The following is a 15,469-nucleotide window of genomic DNA, read 5'->3' on the forward strand; positions in this document are numbered from 1 at the left end:
GCGAATTATTTTGGCAAACTCACCTATCAATATAAATAATTGCTCGCATACTGTAGCTGTCTTAGCTGTTCAAGGTGCTTTTCTTGAACATCGCTTAATGCTTGAAAAATTAGGCGCACACGTTATCGAGCTTCGTCAAGCGCGCGACTTGGAGCAGTCTTTTGACCGCCTTGTTTTACCGGGCGGCGAAAGCACTGTGCAATCGAAGCTTCTCAAAGAGCAAAATATGCTCGAGCCTTTGCGTGAGAGGATTGCAAGCGGAATGCCAGTTCTTGGCACTTGTGCAGGCTTGATTTTGCTTGCAAAAAACGTGGAAGGTAACGAAGTTAGCGGATTTGGCACGCTAGACGTTACTGTTAAGCGCAACGCTTACGGCCGCCAGCTTGGAAGCTTTCACTACGAATCTGAGTTTGGAAATCTTGGCAAAGTGCCGATGACGTTTATTCGCGCTCCTTATATTGTGCAAATCGGTCCTAATGCCGAAACTCTTGCAACAGTAGATGGCAACGTTGTTGCAGCTCGCCAAGGAAATCAAATCGGAACAGCTTTCCACCCAGAGCTTGATGAAGACACTAGAATACACCAGCTTTTCTTAAGCTTATAGATATCTTGCGTTTTTAAATTAAAGTGGCACTTAAATAACTTGATTAAGTGCCACTTTTATTGATTAAATCGCCAGCAAAATCGCTAATAAATCGCTATTTTACTTCAAAAATCGCGTATCCAAAAGCTCCAAGAGATTGATTTTGAGCATCATAATTGTAGCTAATAATCGGCTTACAATCAGGCAAAGCACTAAACGAATCATTAGATTCATTTAACGCATTTAGAGCCACTACAACACACTTAGAGTCAGTTTCTCGCGCAAACACAAACTTTCCGCGCTCATCATAGTCAAGAACTCTAAAATTGCCATGAATAAAGCAATCGTTATTTTTACGCAATTTTATAAGTTCGCGGAACAAATCACGATTATCGCTAACAGGATTTGCCCAAGGCATAGGCGCTCGATAATCACACTCTTCAAAACCAACTACGCCAAGCTCATCACCATAGAACACGCTTGGAGCTCCAACAGATGTAAGCAAACAAAGCTCAGCCAAGCGGAATCGCTTATCTGCCGTAGAAAAGTCGCAAGCTTCCGAAGAGCTTTGAGCACACAAGCTTCTAAAGCGACTAACGTCATGGCTATCAAGCAAATTCAATTGACCTTGAACAATCGGGAATGGGTATCTTAAAAGCATATCTACAAATCGACTATTAAACTCGCGCGCATTAATCTTGCCAAAAGCAAAGAAATCGCGGCAAACTTTGCGGAATTCGTAGTTCATAGTGGAGTCAAACATGTCTCCTTGCAGCCAACGCTCAGAATTCTCCCAAATCTCCGCAATTAGCACACTATCTTTTTTAGTCTTTTTAGCAATAGCGCGGAAGGCACGCCAAAGGTCTTTATCAACCTCATTAGCAACATCCAAACGCCAACCGTCAACATCAAAATCTTCAAGCCAATAGCGGCAAACGTCCATAAAATAGTCGCGAACTTCAGGATTAGAAGTATTGAGCTTTGGCATTTTACGCTCATACGCAAAACACGTGTAGCTTGGGCGCTTACCATCTTCGGGGCGCTTAACAGGGAACTTTAATCCATAGAACCAATCCTTGTATCTCGAATTTTCGCCATTTTTAACAACATCGTCAAACGCGAAGAAATACCAACTAGAATGATTAAAAACGCCGTCAATAATTATGTGCATGCCGCGATTATGAACCTCGCTAACAAGCTCCCTAAAATCGTCGTCGTCCGTTCCTAAATTAGGGCAAACATGGTAATAGTCAAGAAGATCGTAACGATGGTATTCTGCAGCCTTAAAAATAGGATTTAAATACAAGCAATTAAAGCCCAAATCCTCAATATAATCAAGATTTTCGATTATTCCTCTAATGGTTCCACCCAAACGAGTGTGTAAAGTTTGACCAGTTTTTTCATCAAAATAATCTTTTGCCTCGCAACTTATGCCACGTTTAGAATCTGCAAAACTATCTGGGAAAATGTTATAAACAACAGCCTCTTTAAGCCAATTAGGAACGTCGCTAATCTCCTCGCGGCGAATAAATGGGAACTGGTAGACTTCTGTACGATCTTCTGGAAAATCAGTCGCAATAGTATCGGCGTACAAATACAAGCGCTCATCCGCATCTTGCATCTCAAAGTAATAACAAACTCTATCTAAATCGCTGCTTATGTTTGCTTCATAGTAGTCAAAGTAATCGTCGCTTGCAATCTTTTCCATTTTCAACGTGCGGAACTTATCTAACGGAGTCAAATCAACGCGATTTCCGTAATGCAAAACGCATGAACAAAGATTATTCTTTGCTGCACGCAAGCGAATTGTTAAACAATATTCTGCCGTAGAATACGCATATTGTGAAAGTGGTCGGTGCAATATTGCTTGACGATTTATCATTTACATTTCCTTTCTAGCCTCGCTGCCATTGTTTTCGACTTTATCACCTACTCTTCTACACCGCTACACTTTGATGGTGACTCGCCGAGAGAGCGAGAAAAATCGAGAATCTCAGTGTTTAAGTGATACGTAATTGTTCAAGCATGTAAGAGGGCTGGGTGATTCTTGGTCGAACAGTATAAGAGCGGCAGCCGATACCAAATAATCCAATGAGTCACCACTACAAACAAACCTAAACCAAAAAACAAAATCAAAGACAAATCGGAACAACCGCAACAACAAGCAACACACAAGAGGCAGAGCGTTGTAAGACAAGAATTAGCCAGCCCTCGCGCAACACCAAGTAAGGAAAGCTTGTAAAAGACCGCAACGGACTTAGCATTAATGTAGTATTGCTCTAAAGATGCGCATACTTAAGTTTGGCAACACACAAACACAACGGAGGCGAATATGCTTTTAGCAGTCGATATTGGAAACACGAATATTGTGCTTGGATTCTTGGAGAACGGCAAGATTGTTGGCACGTATAGAATGACTACAAAAGCAAATCACACTTCTGACGAATACGGCATTATGATTACGCAATTCTTAAATCTTAGCGGTTTTAGCGTAAACGATGTTGAAGATGTTATTGTTGCTTCGGTTGTCCCAAAAGTTATGCACTCGTTCCGCGCAAGCATTGTTAAGTTTTTGCAAATCGACCCTATGATTGTAGGCCCTGGCGTAAAAACTGGCGTAAATATTCGCATCGACGAGCCACGCTCTTTGGGAGCAGACTGCTTAGCGGATTGTGTTGGCGCGTTTTACGAATACGGCGGCCCCGTATTAGTTATAGACTTTGGCACAGCTACCACTTATAACTACGTTGATAAAAGCGGAGCAATTACTTGCGGACTTATTTGCACGGGAATTAGTGCGGCGGCTGCAGCTCTATGGGATAATACTGCTCAGCTTCCAGAAGTTGAGATTTCGCGCCCTAAATCCGTTCTTGCAAAATCAACTCGTCCTGCTATGCAAGCTGGATTGTATTACAGCTTCTTGGGTGGAATTGAGCGCACGATTGAGCAATTCAAAATAGAAATAAATGAGCCTTTTAAGGTTGTTGCTACAGGCGGCTTGGGACGACTTTTTGAAAAAGACGTTGAAACTATTGATTATTACGATCCAAATTTGATTTTTAAAGGAATGTACGAGATTTATAGACGAACAATCGGCTGCTAGCGACTTTTCCTTTGGATTACAAACCTAAAGTGCATAAGTCTAGCGCACAACAAAACCCTGATTATACCCGTATTCTTTCAAGTCTTTTTTCCAAAGATTAATACCATCTTTAAGACTAATTTTAGGACCAGGGTCGTCGGGAAGTTGAAAATCCTTACCATCGTCTTGTTTAATGCCTGCATCAATCATCGACTGCACTGTTAAACGTGCTCTTGATTTTCTGTTCCAATCATAGGCCAAACCGACTGTGAAACGAAAATCGCTACGAGAATATACTTCAAACGGCAAATATTTGTAGCCTGTATCTACATGATTTGCTGCATCTGCAAAAATACGGTTGAATTGTTGTCCTCCGAAATATGGCACATCGATTCCGCGAGAATCACGAACCATTGTTTTGTTTAGAAACGATTTGTCTCTAAGAGTCACAACGTCTGCTGGGAATGCTCCAGATAAAACTCTTTCTTTAATACCAGTCTGATCATGGCATACAAAATTCACAAAACGCATCGCGGCTTCAGGCTTGCGACTAGACTGAAGGACGCTTAGAGCAGATCCTCCCATTTGCGCATTGTCATTGTTTCCATTCATAGTCGGAACTCTCGCTACACGCCACAACCCTGCTCCGCCTGGAATATCATGCATTAAAAGCGATGTCATCCATGCTCCAGCAAAAACAGATGCAACACTGCCAGAACCGACTGCACTTTTCCAAGCTGGAGTCCAAGTTGCAAGTCTTGTATCAACCAAATCTTCGTCAATCATGGACTGCCAAAATTTAGTAAAGTCTTTTGTTCCTTTGTCTTTACTTAAGCGAACTGTAACGGTTTTACCATCGTGAGAAGTTATAAAAGGTCTTCCTCCTGCAAGCCAAATCATAGCGTTATAAAAACTAGCATCACCAGAATCTGCAGCAATATAAACGCCAATATTTTTTAATTTTCTTGCAGCATGTAGATAATCCTTCCAGGTGTGAATTTGCGTAACATCCACACCTGCTTGGTTGAATACGTCTTGATTATAAAACCATGCTAAAGGACCTGAATCCATTGGCAATCCATAAACTCGTCCTCCTAATTGAACAGAAGACCATGTGCCTGGCGTATAGAATGTTTGAGTTCCTTGAACGCGATTTGTAATATCCAAAAGTTGTCCGCTAACCGCGTATTGTGGCAAAGCGTGGTATTCAAGCTGAGCGACATCCGGCATACCGTAGCCGTCTTGAATAGCGCTGTTAAGATTGTTGTATCCGCTTGTATCTTTAACGCTAACTCGAATATCTGGATTTCGTTTCTCAAAATCTGCCGCAATCCGCTTCATGCTTGGTTCCCAAGACCATACTGTTATTTTTGTTCTAGAATCAACAGATCCGCATGATGCACAAAAAGCAACAATAAAAACGCATGTAATCGCAGAAATTAAGCGCTTTATATTACGAACAAAAACGCGGTTTATATTACGATTTATATTACGCATAACAAAACAACCAAAATTCTGCTTGCGACTTTTCTGCGGGCTTCTTGCACACATAATATTCACTGCTATTCTACAGTTACAGATTTTGCAAGATTCCTAGGCTTATCAACGTCATAGCCTTTAAGCTTTGCCATATTCATAGCAAAAAGTTGTAATGCTACAACATCTACTAAAGGACTTAACAACGTTGGGCATTTAGGGCGCCAGAAAACAATATCTGCGTAACGCTCAGCGTCTGGATCACCATCTTCTGCAACCGCAATCGTAAACGCTCCGCGAGCCTTAACTTCTTCAATTCCCGAGATTACTTTAGCGTGTAAAACGTCTCTGCCTCTAGAAGATGGCACAATCACAACAACTGGCTCGCCTTTGTCTACTAGAGCTATAGGACCATGCTTTAATTCTCCTGCCGCAAAACCTTCTGTAAACGTGTACGCAATCTCTTTTAGCTTTAATGCGCCTTCTAAAGCAACTGGGTAGCCAACATGCCTGCCAAGGAACAAGAACGATTTTGCGTCTATTGTTTTCTTTGCGGCTTGCATAATCGAATCAGCTTGCGTATCTAAAACGTTTTGGATTTTATCTGGCATTTCTTTAAGCTGGGACACGATTTGCTGAATCTCATCCCTGTACATTGTTCCCTTGACTTGAGCCAAATAAAGCCCAAGCATGTATGCTGCCACGATTTGCGCAACAAATGCTTTTGTAGAAGCAACTGCGATTTCTGGGCCAGCATGAGTGTAAAGTACAGCATCCGATTCTCGCGGAATACTCGAGCCTTGAGTATTGCATATTGCAAGCACGCGGCTACCCTGCTCGCGCGCGTGCCTTAACGCCATTAACGTGTCCATTGTTTCGCCAGATTGAGATATTGCAACAACAAGTGTTCTATGCGTTAAAATTGGGTCTCTGTACCTAAATTCGTGAGCCAACTCCACTTCTACTGGCACACGCACCCAATGTTCAATCGCATATTTTGCAACTAATCCAGCGTAGCTTGCTGTTCCACAAGCCACAACTATTATCTTGTCGATTGATCGCAAAATATCTTGACTAATCCTAACTTCGTCAAGAATAATATTCCCTTTTGCGTCGAATCGTCCTCGTAAAGTATCAGCTACGGCATGCGGATCTTCGTGGATTTCCTTATCCATAAAGGAATCCCATCCGCCTTTTTCTACTGCAGAAGCATCCCAGTCTACTGTAAAGTAACTAGGGTTTTTAATCTCGTTGCCGTCAAAATCAGTAAGACGAAGCTGTGCTTTTTTGTTTCCTTCTATATCTCCGATTAAAACAGCTTGATCTTGACCAACTTCAAGCACTTTATCTGTGTATTGAACAAAAGCAGCAACATCGGAGCCTAGAAAATACTCGTTATTTGAAACACCTACTACAAGTGGCGAATCGTGACGAACAGCAGCAACAATATTAGGCTGTCTAACGTCTACAGCAAGTAAAGTAAAAGCTCCTTTAAGAATTTTCGCAACTCGTCTTATTGCTTCAAAAAGATCTGGCTTACCAGTTTCTTCAATTATTTGATTCGCGATTTTTCCAAGCGCTTTTGCTGCAACTTCCGTATCTGTTTGAGATGAAAACTCTATGCCTTCTTTTTGCATTTGTTCTTTAAGACTAATAGCGTTTTCAATAATACCGTTGTGAATAAGTGCGATTTTTCCGTCGGCACTAACATGCGGATGCGCATTTAAATCACAAGGAGCGCCATTCGTAGCCCATCGAGTGTGACCTATTGCCACACTCGCTTCTGGCATTGGATTAGCTTCTATATCTTTTCTTAAAACAGCTAAGCGACCAGCTTTTTTGCGTACGCATATAGAATCCATTCCTGGAGCAGCAAGAGCTACTCCAGATGAATCATATCCGCGATATTCTAAGCGTTCTAACCCATTTAAGCAAACTTCTAGAGGCTTTGAGCAAACTGTGCCAAAACCTGCATATCCTACAATGCCACACATAATTTTCTATTGTACGTTATAAAGTGTGCGTGTTTCTACACATGTCGAAAATATGCAAAAATCTTATTAAAATACGCGAAAAACACTTGCAAAATACTTGCAAAACACTTATAAAACGTGATGTAGAAAATCTTTAAATCTTTCTGTTTGTGGGCAATCTATGATTCCTGAAGTACCACATTCAACAACTTTTCCGCCATCCATGAACACAACTTGATCTGCAACTTCTCGTGCAAAGCCAATCTCGTGAGTTACAACAATCATTGTCATTCCATCATTAGCTAAATCGCGCATAACGTTAAGCACTTCCCCAACTAGTTCTGGGTCTAATGCAGACGTAGGCTCGTCAAAAAGCATTATTTCTGGTTTCATCGCAAGCGCACGCGCAATGGCAACTCGCTGCTGCTGACCACCCGAAAGCTGAGAAGGATAATGGTCTACGCGGTCTGCCATTCCAACACGTTCAAGTTCTTTAATTGCTAAATCGCGTGCAGCGGTTTTGTCCATGTGTAAAACATGAACTGGCGCTTCCATAACGTTTTCAATAGCCGTCATATGCGGGAACAAATTAAAACGTTGGAACACCATTCCAAGCTTTGCGCGTTGCTCTGCAATTTCTTTGTCGTTTAACGCTTGCAATGCTTCTTTACCTTTATGTATAACGGTTTTTACACCAATGCGCTCGCCATAAATTGTGATTTTACCAGACGTAATTTTTTCTAGTTGATTTATCAATCGCAATAGGGTTGATTTTCCACTTCCAGAAGGACCGAGTATAACTGTTACACTTCCTGGATTAACAGTCATGTCAACTCCCTTAAGGACTTGAAGATTACCGAAGGACTTGTGTAAATCCTTTATGACTACTGCTGGAGTATCACTTTTAGTAACATTTTGGTTTTGTGTATCAACCGTTAAAATATCAGTCATTTTTCCTCAAATCTAATTACGATTATATAAAATTTGTAATTTTGACGCGGTTTATGCGTTATATGTTTATGCGTTAAAACCTAACATTGTTGCATTATTGCGACCCTTTACAGCGTCACTATTCGCTTTAATCGCATTATCCCCACGTTTTGCAGCATTAGAGTTAATTTGAGCATTGTTTACAATGTCTTTTGCTTCAAATCCTTTACCAAAATGTTTTTCTAACATAACTTGAAAAACCATCAAAATAGACGTAATAATTAAATACCAAATGCTAGCAACTATAAGCAACGGAATCGGCTTATAAATACGATTTGCTACAGCATTTGTGGCAAACTGAAGTTCTAAGGTAAAAGGCACAGCTAAAACCAAAGACGTAGTTTTAAGCATACCAATAGTCTCATTGCCCAAAGGTGGAACGATAATACGCATAGCCTGAGGCAAAACAACCCTGCGCATAGTCAAAGACCTGCCCATGCCAAGAGCTTGAGCCGCCTCAACCTGACCAGCATCCACAGCTTCTAAACCAGCACGAACAATCTCCGACAAATACGCAGCCTCATTAAGAGACAATCCAATAACTGCAGCGTTTAAAGAAGTCATAACAACGTTGGAATCAATGGAGAAAAACTCAACGGATGTAAACGGAATGCCCATACTCAACTTAGGAACAAGTACAGCAAACATTCCCCAAAATACTAGCTGCGTATAAACTGGAGTACCCCTAAAGAACCAAATAAAGAACCAGCTTACGGCTCGAAGAACAGGGTTTACAGACTTACGCATCATTGCTAATCCTATAGCAAGAACGATTGCAATAATCATAGACAAGAATGTGAGTATTAGCGTCCAAGCAATGCCTGTAAGAACATTGTCGCTTATTAGATATATGCCTACAACATTCCACTCAAAACGCGGATTTGTAACTATAGAATAAAGCAGCGAGCACGCAATTATAGCTACGATTATGCCAGCTATGATTGGTCCAGGTTTTTTGACTGGTAGAATTCTATCACCATCAGAGTTTTGCGAAAGCTTCTTACTCGCATTGTTAAACATATTTTCTCCATTAACATTTTAAATTGTCACATATGTGAATAATAACTAGCGGATTATTAACTAGTAATTAACGCACTTGCGATGTACAAATAGATTAAATACAAATAAGGCGTGCAGTTTTCACTATACTAATAGCTACAAACGCACGCCAAATTTAAGATCAGACTTCTGGATTTACTTGCGCTTCCTTAATAGCAACGTTTTCAACACCCCACTTCTTTAGAATGTCATTATAAACGCCATTCTTCATAAGCTTATCGATTGCAGCCTTAATGAGCTTTAGCATCTTAGCATCGCCCTTCTTAACAGCTGCACCCATTGGCTCCGCGTCGTTACTGCTTTCTAGAATCTCTAGCTTTCCATCGTTCTTTATTGCAGCATAACCAGCTACAGGAGTGTCAGCATACATAACGTCTGCGCGACCAGAGAGCAATGCTGTAGTGGCGTCTGTCTGCTCCTTAAAGCTCATGATTTCTAGTGGCTTATCGTTATTTGCCTTGCACTGCTTTTTAGCTTCTTCCATGATTGGCTCGCCAACAGTGCCAGTTTCTAATGTAACTTTTTTGCCGCAAAGATTCTTTGGATCTACTTTAGTTGGGTTTCCTTTACGAACTTCAAAAGATAAGCCAGCGTTTGCGTACGTTACAAAATCAACGGACTTCATACGTTCAGCGTTTACAGTAAAGCCCGAGATTCCAACGTTATATTTGCTTCCGATTGCTGGAATAATGGAATCGAATTGAGCGTGCATAATCTTGGCTTTTAAGCCCATCAATTTTGCTAAAGCTTTAGAAAAGTCGATTTCGTAGCCGACTGGTGTTTTGCCATCTGCAGCGAAGAACTCTGCTGGAGCATAGCTAACGTTTACACCAACTGTTAATTCGCCAGTTTTTGCAACGCTTTCTGGAACAAGCTTTGCAATCTCATCGTCTTTTTGAACTTTGCTTACATCGTAGCTGCGTGCCACATCTGGGTCTGCTGCCTTAGAATCAGCTGGACCGCATGCGCATGTGCATCCAATCAATGCAAGAGTTGCAATTGCTGCAATAGGCTTAATTGACTTAAAAATCTTATTTGACTTAAGCATTTTCTTCTCCTGTTCAGTATTTCAGTCTTAAACAACTAATAACTTATAATTTACAGTGATGTGCATAACTATACACTATATCGCTACTAAATTGCGATTATTAAAATGCAAAAACCGAATATTCATAAATTGTCATACATGAATATGCTAAAAATCAGCAAAAAATAGCGAATTACAAAATCGAAAGCCGTATATTATTCACAAAAATGAATAATATACGGCGTGTCGCTTATAGACCTACTACAAAGACGTACGATTACACCAAGCTGGGTAGAGATTCGAGATTTTTCGCACTGAATGAGATGAACCTCAGCATCTTTGATGGTGATTCATCGAATGAAGAAGAAAAATCGAGAATCTCAGTGATAAAAACCACGTAATTGTTCAAGCACGTAAGAGGGCTGGGTGATTCTTGGTCGAACAGTATAAGAGCGGCAGCCGATACCAAATAATCCAAATGATCAACCACTACAAACAAACATCAACACAAAAAACAAAATCAAAGCCAAAACGGAACAACCGCAACAACAGATTACACGTAATAGGCGGAGCGTTGTGAGACAAGAATCACCCAGCCCTCGCGCAACAGTAAACAAAGAAAACCGCTCGCGCGTTACAGCGCGCTCACGTCTTCGCTTGCGTTGAAAGCACACCGTGCTTTCAACCTTAAGCAAGCTCAGCGCTCCGAATTACCTTCGCGCGCTACGCTTAAAGCGCGAAGGTAGGTCGTCGCGCCTGCGAGGAGAGAAATACATCAAACCTCGCGCAACAGTAAATAGGAAAATCGCGCTACGCTCAAAGCGCGCAACAGCAAATCACCTAGATTGCATATTCTTGTATCGCATAACGCGCAATGCTTCGCGCTTATCTTGTTCTTCGCGCAACGCTTGACGCTTATCGTACTCTTTTTTGCCTCGCGCCAAAGCAATCTCAACTTTAGCGTAGCTGCCTTTAAAATAAATCCTCAAAGGCACAATGGTATAACCTTTAGCTTCAATCTGCCTAGAAAGTTTAGCAATTTGAATCGCATGAAGAAGCAACTTGCGCTTGCGCTTAGGAGCATGATTATTCCAAGTGCCATTTAAGTACTCTGGAATATTTGCGCCTTCTAGCCAAATCTCACCACGTCTATCAATATTTACAAACGCTTCAGCTAAAGAAGCTCTGCCTTCGCGCAAAGACTTAACTTCTGTGCCAGTAAGAGCAATACCTGCTTCATAGCAATCTTCAATCGCATAGTCGTGATTTGCTTTTTTATTTCTTGCAACAGTTAAAGTACCATCTGAACCAGGTTTTTTATCCAAACTACACCAACCTAAATCGAATCATACCTAAATCGAATCATAAAAATTAAAAATTAATAGTGAACATACTCATAATTGCCAGCATTACGAATAGTCCTATAAGACGGGAACGTAGCAAATCCAACGCCACCTTCGGAAATCAGTACCGAACCGTCCGAATTAACGCGTTCAACAACAGCAACATGTCCATATGTAGGATCTGATCCAGCAGCTCCTCTAGCGAATACCATAACAGCACCAACATGCGGTGTGCGATTTACAAGATACCCAAGTCTACGCCCAGAATTCGCCCAATCAGCACCGTTGCCCATAAAGGATCCTACTGGTAGACCAAGCTGTGATCTACGCAAATACGCCCAAAGTGTGCATTGACGAGCTGGATAGGCAGAACCTCCAGCTGTGTTACCAGTATTATGACCATAGCAATTGCCAGAACCGGCAGGACAATTCCCAGGAACCGCGTAATTCATACCGTTTGCAGCACCATTAGAAAGCGGTAATGCAGGCAAGGAAGGAGTATTCCAACTGCCGCCGCCTCTAAGTTGTTGACGATTACCATTATTAGGATTCATGCGAGCTGCAGCCGTAGCGGCTAAAGCCCTAGCTTGAGCGTCAATCTGTGACTTCAAAGCAATTATTTCAGCAGCTTCGCGAGCATCTTGAGAAGTAAGACTATTCTTTTGACTCTCTAACTGCTTTCTTAGAATAGTTCCCTGATCTCTTAAAGACTGAAGAGAACGCTGCTTTTCACTGGCAGCCTTAGCCGCAGCCTGAGCACTCTGCGCCTCAGAATCAGCTTTTGCTTTTAATTTTTGAATCTCTGTTTCAATAGCAGCTAAGCGCTGACGTCTATTCATAGAATTACTCAAAGTCACAGCAGCATCATTTGCAGCATTTGCTTCGCTACGTGCAACAGCAGCCTCTGACTGAAGTTTTCCAACAAACTGCTCGGTAGTGGTGGAATTAGTCACCATTGCCATTACGTTAGAGGCATTGGAGCCGTGGAAACTTTTGCGAGCAAGTTGAGCTACAGCAGCCTTTGCATCATCAAAATCTTCGCCAGTCTGCTTGATTTTTTCTTCTAAATCGCGTTTGTCTTTTTGTGCAGATTGCAAACGCTGATTTGTTGATTCAACAAGGCTCATAGCTTGTTGCGCTTGCTCCTGAGCTTGCTGAGCAGCACGGACTTGATTAGGGATTTGATGCTCGTTTAAATCATTGAGCTCTAGGATCTTATCAGCAAGCTGTTTATTTACTCCAGCAAGACGCTTTTTAAGAGCTGCATTACTTTGAACTTTCCTGTTGTAATCTTGCATGGTAACTGCATCAGCGCGTAGTGGCTGGTAAGCATATAAGGTAATACCGGCAGAAAGCATAAGAAAGCTGCTTGCAATCGCGCTTGCGACAGTGCGCTTACAATATTTTGCATGGCATTTCTTGCTTTCCATATTTACTTCCCTTTCAAGTAGAAAATTCAAACACAACTAATGCGAATTATACATTGAAAATTCTATTATCGATAAAATTTTTCTATTTATGATTTTTTATTTATGATTTATTAATGTTCATAATTTATTGATAATTTAAATTTTTCTTTTATGTTTACGCTTGCAGATATCTTCTGAGTGCAACCGCGGAGGCGACTATTGAAAGTAGCACGGCTCCAAGAACCAGCACTGGAACTGTCATCCAAACAGTTGTTTGATTTACAAATGGCATCCAACGAACGTTTTGTGCAAGCCAATCTGTAATAAACACTTTAACAACAACGCTTAGCGCGCACCCAGATAGTAGGGATCCCATAAGGGACGCAAAAGCACCTTCTAAAATAAATGGCATGCGAATTGTCCAATTAGACGCGCCCACAAGTCGCATAATCTCCGTCTCTTGTTTTCTAGAGGCTGCAGACATGCGAATAGTTGTACCGGTTAGCATAATCGCAACAACAACCATAACTGCAGCAAGCACAATTGTCACAGCCGTGGCATGATTCAAAACGCTAAACACTGGGTCAAAAATTTGTCTTTGGTCTACTACTTCCTCAACACCATTTCTGCCAGAAAGAACTTCTGAAACAACCTGATATTTGGTTGGATTTGTAAGCTTTAGTCGCAAAGAATCTTGCATATCAGCAGCTGTTAAAGTACGCCCCTGATATAAGCCATTAGGATATTGCTTAAGAAAAGTATTCTTGTAAAATTCGCTTCTACTAACATAAGTGATATTCGAAACATCATCACCTAACTCTTGGTTAATAATGTTCTCCAATTTTACAATTTCTTCTTTAGTAGGAGCTTTTCCAGAAGCACAGGATGCTGACTGACTTGTACCGTCTGGGCAAAGCCATGCTACAACTTCTACCTTGTCATACCAATCGCCTTTGGCTTTTGTGATTTGCGCTTGCATAAGAACAGATGCGCCTATAAACAAGAACGATATGAAGGTAACGAGCATTACCGAAACAATCATAGAAACGTTTCTGCGCAAGCTAATCCACGTTTCTGAGAATATGAACCGCAATCGCATTACTCGTCTCCTTCGTTTTTAAGATTTTCGCTTTTACTGGCTTCAGATTTACTGTTTTCATTGGATTCTTTAGATTCAGTATAATCGCCAGTTTCGCTTGAGTTCTCGCTTGTATTGCCGACGTTTTCGCCAGAATTTTCGCCAGAATTTTCGCCAGAATTTTCAATATCGTTTTCGACAATATTTTCTGTATTATTCTTATCTTTTTGATTCTCACTTAAATCCAAAGAATCGCCGGAATCCGAAGAGTTGCTAGAATCTGCAAAATCTGAATTCTTCATATCTTCAGCATCATTCGACTTTTGTACAGGAGGAGCTGGTGGAATTGAAAGACCACGCCCCCAAGTCATAGTTGTTTCTAAAGGCTGAAAAACTTCACCATATCTACCCGTTCTGCCTGAATGAACAGATTGAGCAAGTCGAGCAATGCCCTCATTATCTTCAGAACCATTTTGCAAAGTTTGCGCAACAGCATCCATAGCCTGCTTTGCTTGAGCTGCACGCTTTGCGCGTTTAGACATGAATCTGTAATTTTTAGGATCTTCAGAAGACGAGTTAAAACTAGTGTGATCAGAGCCAGAATCTGCCACAGTACGAACACCTGAATCGCCTTCAACTGCCTGCTGAGCTTTCGACTTTTGCTCAACATCTGCATCTGGGAAGTAAAGCGCAGAATCATAAGAGCCTTCGCGCTCGTCTCGCACAATTTTTCCAGCATGAAGCTCCACAACTCGCTTGCGCATTGAGTTAACAATTTCCTCATTATGCGTAGCCATAACAATTGTAGTGCCCGTACGATTAATGGCGTCCAAAACTTCCATAATGCCAAGCGAAGTGGTCGGATCCAAATTACCAGTAGGCTCGTCAGCGAGAAGAATTTGCGGATGATTCACGTACGCGCGCGCAATGGCAACACGCTGAGCTTCACCACCCGAAAGCTCATGAGGATAATTATTTTCTTTACCAGTTAAGCCAACCGTTTCAAGCACACGCGGAACAAGCGACTTAATAGTAGAACGACTCGTGCCAATAACCTCTAGTGCAAAAGCCACGTTCTGATACACGGTTTTATTATTCAACAGTTTATAATCCTGGAAAATAAAGCCGAGAGTACGTCTATACTGCGGAACCTGACGATTCACTAAGCGTCGCAAGTCATTACCAGCAACGTGAATCTCGCCCTTAGTGGCCTCCTCTTCGCGCAGCAGCAAGCTTAGAAGAGTTGTTTTACCAGATCCAGACGCTCCAACAAGAAACACGAAGTCGCCACGATTAACGTCTAAAGAAATATCGTCCAAAGCAGGGCGCGTACCCTTAGGATAGATCTTCGACACATGTTCTAGTGAAATCAGAGACATATTCTGCAGTTTCCTTTACGAACTATTGAACGATATACTTTAATTTTGTTTTTAACTATTTTATATTTTA

Annotated in this window: 12 protein-coding genes; 2 read left to right on the plus strand and 10 right to left on the minus strand. The window is 41.4% G+C overall.

All coding sequences use genetic code 11. The features are described 5' to 3' along the window. Positions 1 to 10: 10 nt before the first annotated feature. Positions 11 to 604, plus strand: coding sequence for a pyridoxal 5'-phosphate synthase glutaminase subunit PdxT (gene pdxT / locus HXT24_RS05350; RefSeq protein ID WP_422119291.1), 594 nt, complete (start codon positions 11 to 13; stop codon positions 602 to 604). Between the two features lie 94 nt (positions 605 to 698). Here the strand turns inward: pdxT and HXT24_RS05355 are convergent, their stop codons facing one another. Continuing rightward, positions 699 to 2,465, minus strand: a complete 1,767-nt coding sequence (locus HXT24_RS05355; protein ID WP_422119292.1) for a glycoside hydrolase family 13 protein — start codon at positions 2,463 to 2,465, stop codon at positions 699 to 701. Positions 2,466 to 2,915: 450 nt separating this feature from the next. Between HXT24_RS05355 and HXT24_RS05360 the strand changes: the two genes are divergently transcribed. Next, positions 2,916 to 3,686, plus strand: coding sequence for a type III pantothenate kinase (locus HXT24_RS05360; RefSeq protein ID WP_004114938.1), 771 nt, complete (start codon positions 2,916 to 2,918; stop codon positions 3,684 to 3,686). Positions 3,687 to 3,725: 39 nt separating this feature from the next. Here HXT24_RS05360 and HXT24_RS05365 read toward each other — a convergent pair whose 3' ends face one another. The 9 genes from HXT24_RS05365 to ftsE all read right to left on the minus strand — a co-directional run bounded on the left by HXT24_RS05365 (position 3,726) and on the right by ftsE (position 15,399). Next, a complete protein-coding gene (locus tag HXT24_RS05365) occupies positions 3,726 to 5,216 on the minus strand; it encodes an extracellular solute-binding protein (RefSeq protein ID WP_422119293.1) in 1,491 nt (496 codons plus the stop codon). Between the two features lie 11 nt (positions 5,217 to 5,227). Next, the gene (gene glmS, locus HXT24_RS05370; RefSeq protein ID WP_016816801.1) at positions 5,228 to 7,135 is read right to left on the minus strand and encodes a glutamine--fructose-6-phosphate transaminase (isomerizing); all 1,908 of its coding nucleotides are present in this window, start codon (positions 7,133 to 7,135) and stop codon (positions 5,228 to 5,230) included. 108 nt (positions 7,136 to 7,243) lie between these two features. Continuing rightward, a complete protein-coding gene (locus HXT24_RS05375) occupies positions 7,244 to 8,065 on the minus strand; it encodes an amino acid ABC transporter ATP-binding protein (RefSeq protein ID WP_016816803.1) in 822 nt (273 codons plus the stop codon). 66 nt (positions 8,066 to 8,131) lie between these two features. Next, on the minus strand, positions 8,132 to 9,124 hold the full coding sequence (locus HXT24_RS05380) for an amino acid ABC transporter permease (RefSeq protein ID WP_004113501.1): 993 nt from the start codon (positions 9,122 to 9,124) through the stop codon (positions 8,132 to 8,134). A gap of 160 nt (positions 9,125 to 9,284) precedes the next feature. Beyond that, a complete protein-coding gene (locus HXT24_RS05385; RefSeq protein WP_422119294.1) occupies positions 9,285 to 10,211 on the minus strand; it encodes an ABC transporter substrate-binding protein in 927 nt (308 codons plus the stop codon). Between the two features lie 815 nt (positions 10,212 to 11,026). Then, positions 11,027 to 11,515, minus strand: a complete 489-nt coding sequence (smpB, locus tag HXT24_RS05390; protein ID WP_410311737.1) for an SsrA-binding protein SmpB — start codon at positions 11,513 to 11,515, stop codon at positions 11,027 to 11,029. A gap of 53 nt (positions 11,516 to 11,568) precedes the next feature. Next, entirely contained in the window at positions 11,569 to 12,963 is a 1,395-nt protein-coding gene (locus HXT24_RS05395) for a CHAP domain-containing protein (RefSeq protein WP_020760222.1), read from the minus strand. A gap of 154 nt (positions 12,964 to 13,117) precedes the next feature. After that, the gene (ftsX, locus tag HXT24_RS05400; protein WP_004113496.1) at positions 13,118 to 14,041 is read right to left on the minus strand and encodes a permease-like cell division protein FtsX; all 924 of its coding nucleotides are present in this window, start codon (positions 14,039 to 14,041) and stop codon (positions 13,118 to 13,120) included. After that, entirely contained in the window at positions 14,041 to 15,399 is a 1,359-nt protein-coding gene (gene ftsE / locus HXT24_RS05405; protein ID WP_422119295.1) for a cell division ATP-binding protein FtsE, read from the minus strand. The genes ftsX and ftsE overlap by 1 nt, the downstream gene beginning before the upstream one ends. Positions 15,400 to 15,469 lie beyond the last annotated feature (70 nt).

Origin of the sequence: Gardnerella sp. DNF00354 (assembly GCF_049262755.1) — a bacterium.
Classification (GTDB): Bacteria; Actinomycetota; Actinomycetes; order Actinomycetales; family Bifidobacteriaceae; genus Bifidobacterium; species Bifidobacterium vaginale.

Excerpts from the sequence above, each read along its gene's own strand:
- HXT24_RS05355 (WP_422119292.1), bottom strand. The coding sequence starts at position 2,465 with ATGATAAATCGTCAAGCAATATTGCACCGACCACTTTCACAATATGCG.
- HXT24_RS05360 (WP_004114938.1), top strand. The coding sequence starts at position 2,916 with ATGCTTTTAGCAGTCGATATTGGAAACACGAATATTGTGCTTGGATTC.
- HXT24_RS05365 (WP_422119293.1), bottom strand. The coding sequence starts at position 5,216 with ATGTGTGCAAGAAGCCCGCAGAAAAGTCGCAAGCAGAATTTTGGTTGT.
- glmS (WP_016816801.1), bottom strand. The coding sequence starts at position 7,135 with ATGTGTGGCATTGTAGGATATGCAGGTTTTGGCACAGTTTGCTCAAAG.
- HXT24_RS05375 (WP_016816803.1), bottom strand. The coding sequence starts at position 8,065 with ATGACTGATATTTTAACGGTTGATACACAAAACCAAAATGTTACTAAA.
- HXT24_RS05380 (WP_004113501.1), bottom strand. The coding sequence starts at position 9,124 with ATGTTTAACAATGCGAGTAAGAAGCTTTCGCAAAACTCTGATGGTGAT.
- HXT24_RS05385 (WP_422119294.1), bottom strand. The coding sequence starts at position 10,211 with ATGCTTAAGTCAAATAAGATTTTTAAGTCAATTAAGCCTATTGCAGCA.
- HXT24_RS05395 (WP_020760222.1), bottom strand. The coding sequence starts at position 12,963 with ATGGAAAGCAAGAAATGCCATGCAAAATATTGTAAGCGCACTGTCGCA.
- ftsX (WP_004113496.1), bottom strand. The coding sequence starts at position 14,041 with ATGCGATTGCGGTTCATATTCTCAGAAACGTGGATTAGCTTGCGCAGA.
- ftsE (WP_422119295.1), bottom strand. The coding sequence starts at position 15,399 with ATGTCTCTGATTTCACTAGAACATGTGTCGAAGATCTATCCTAAGGGT.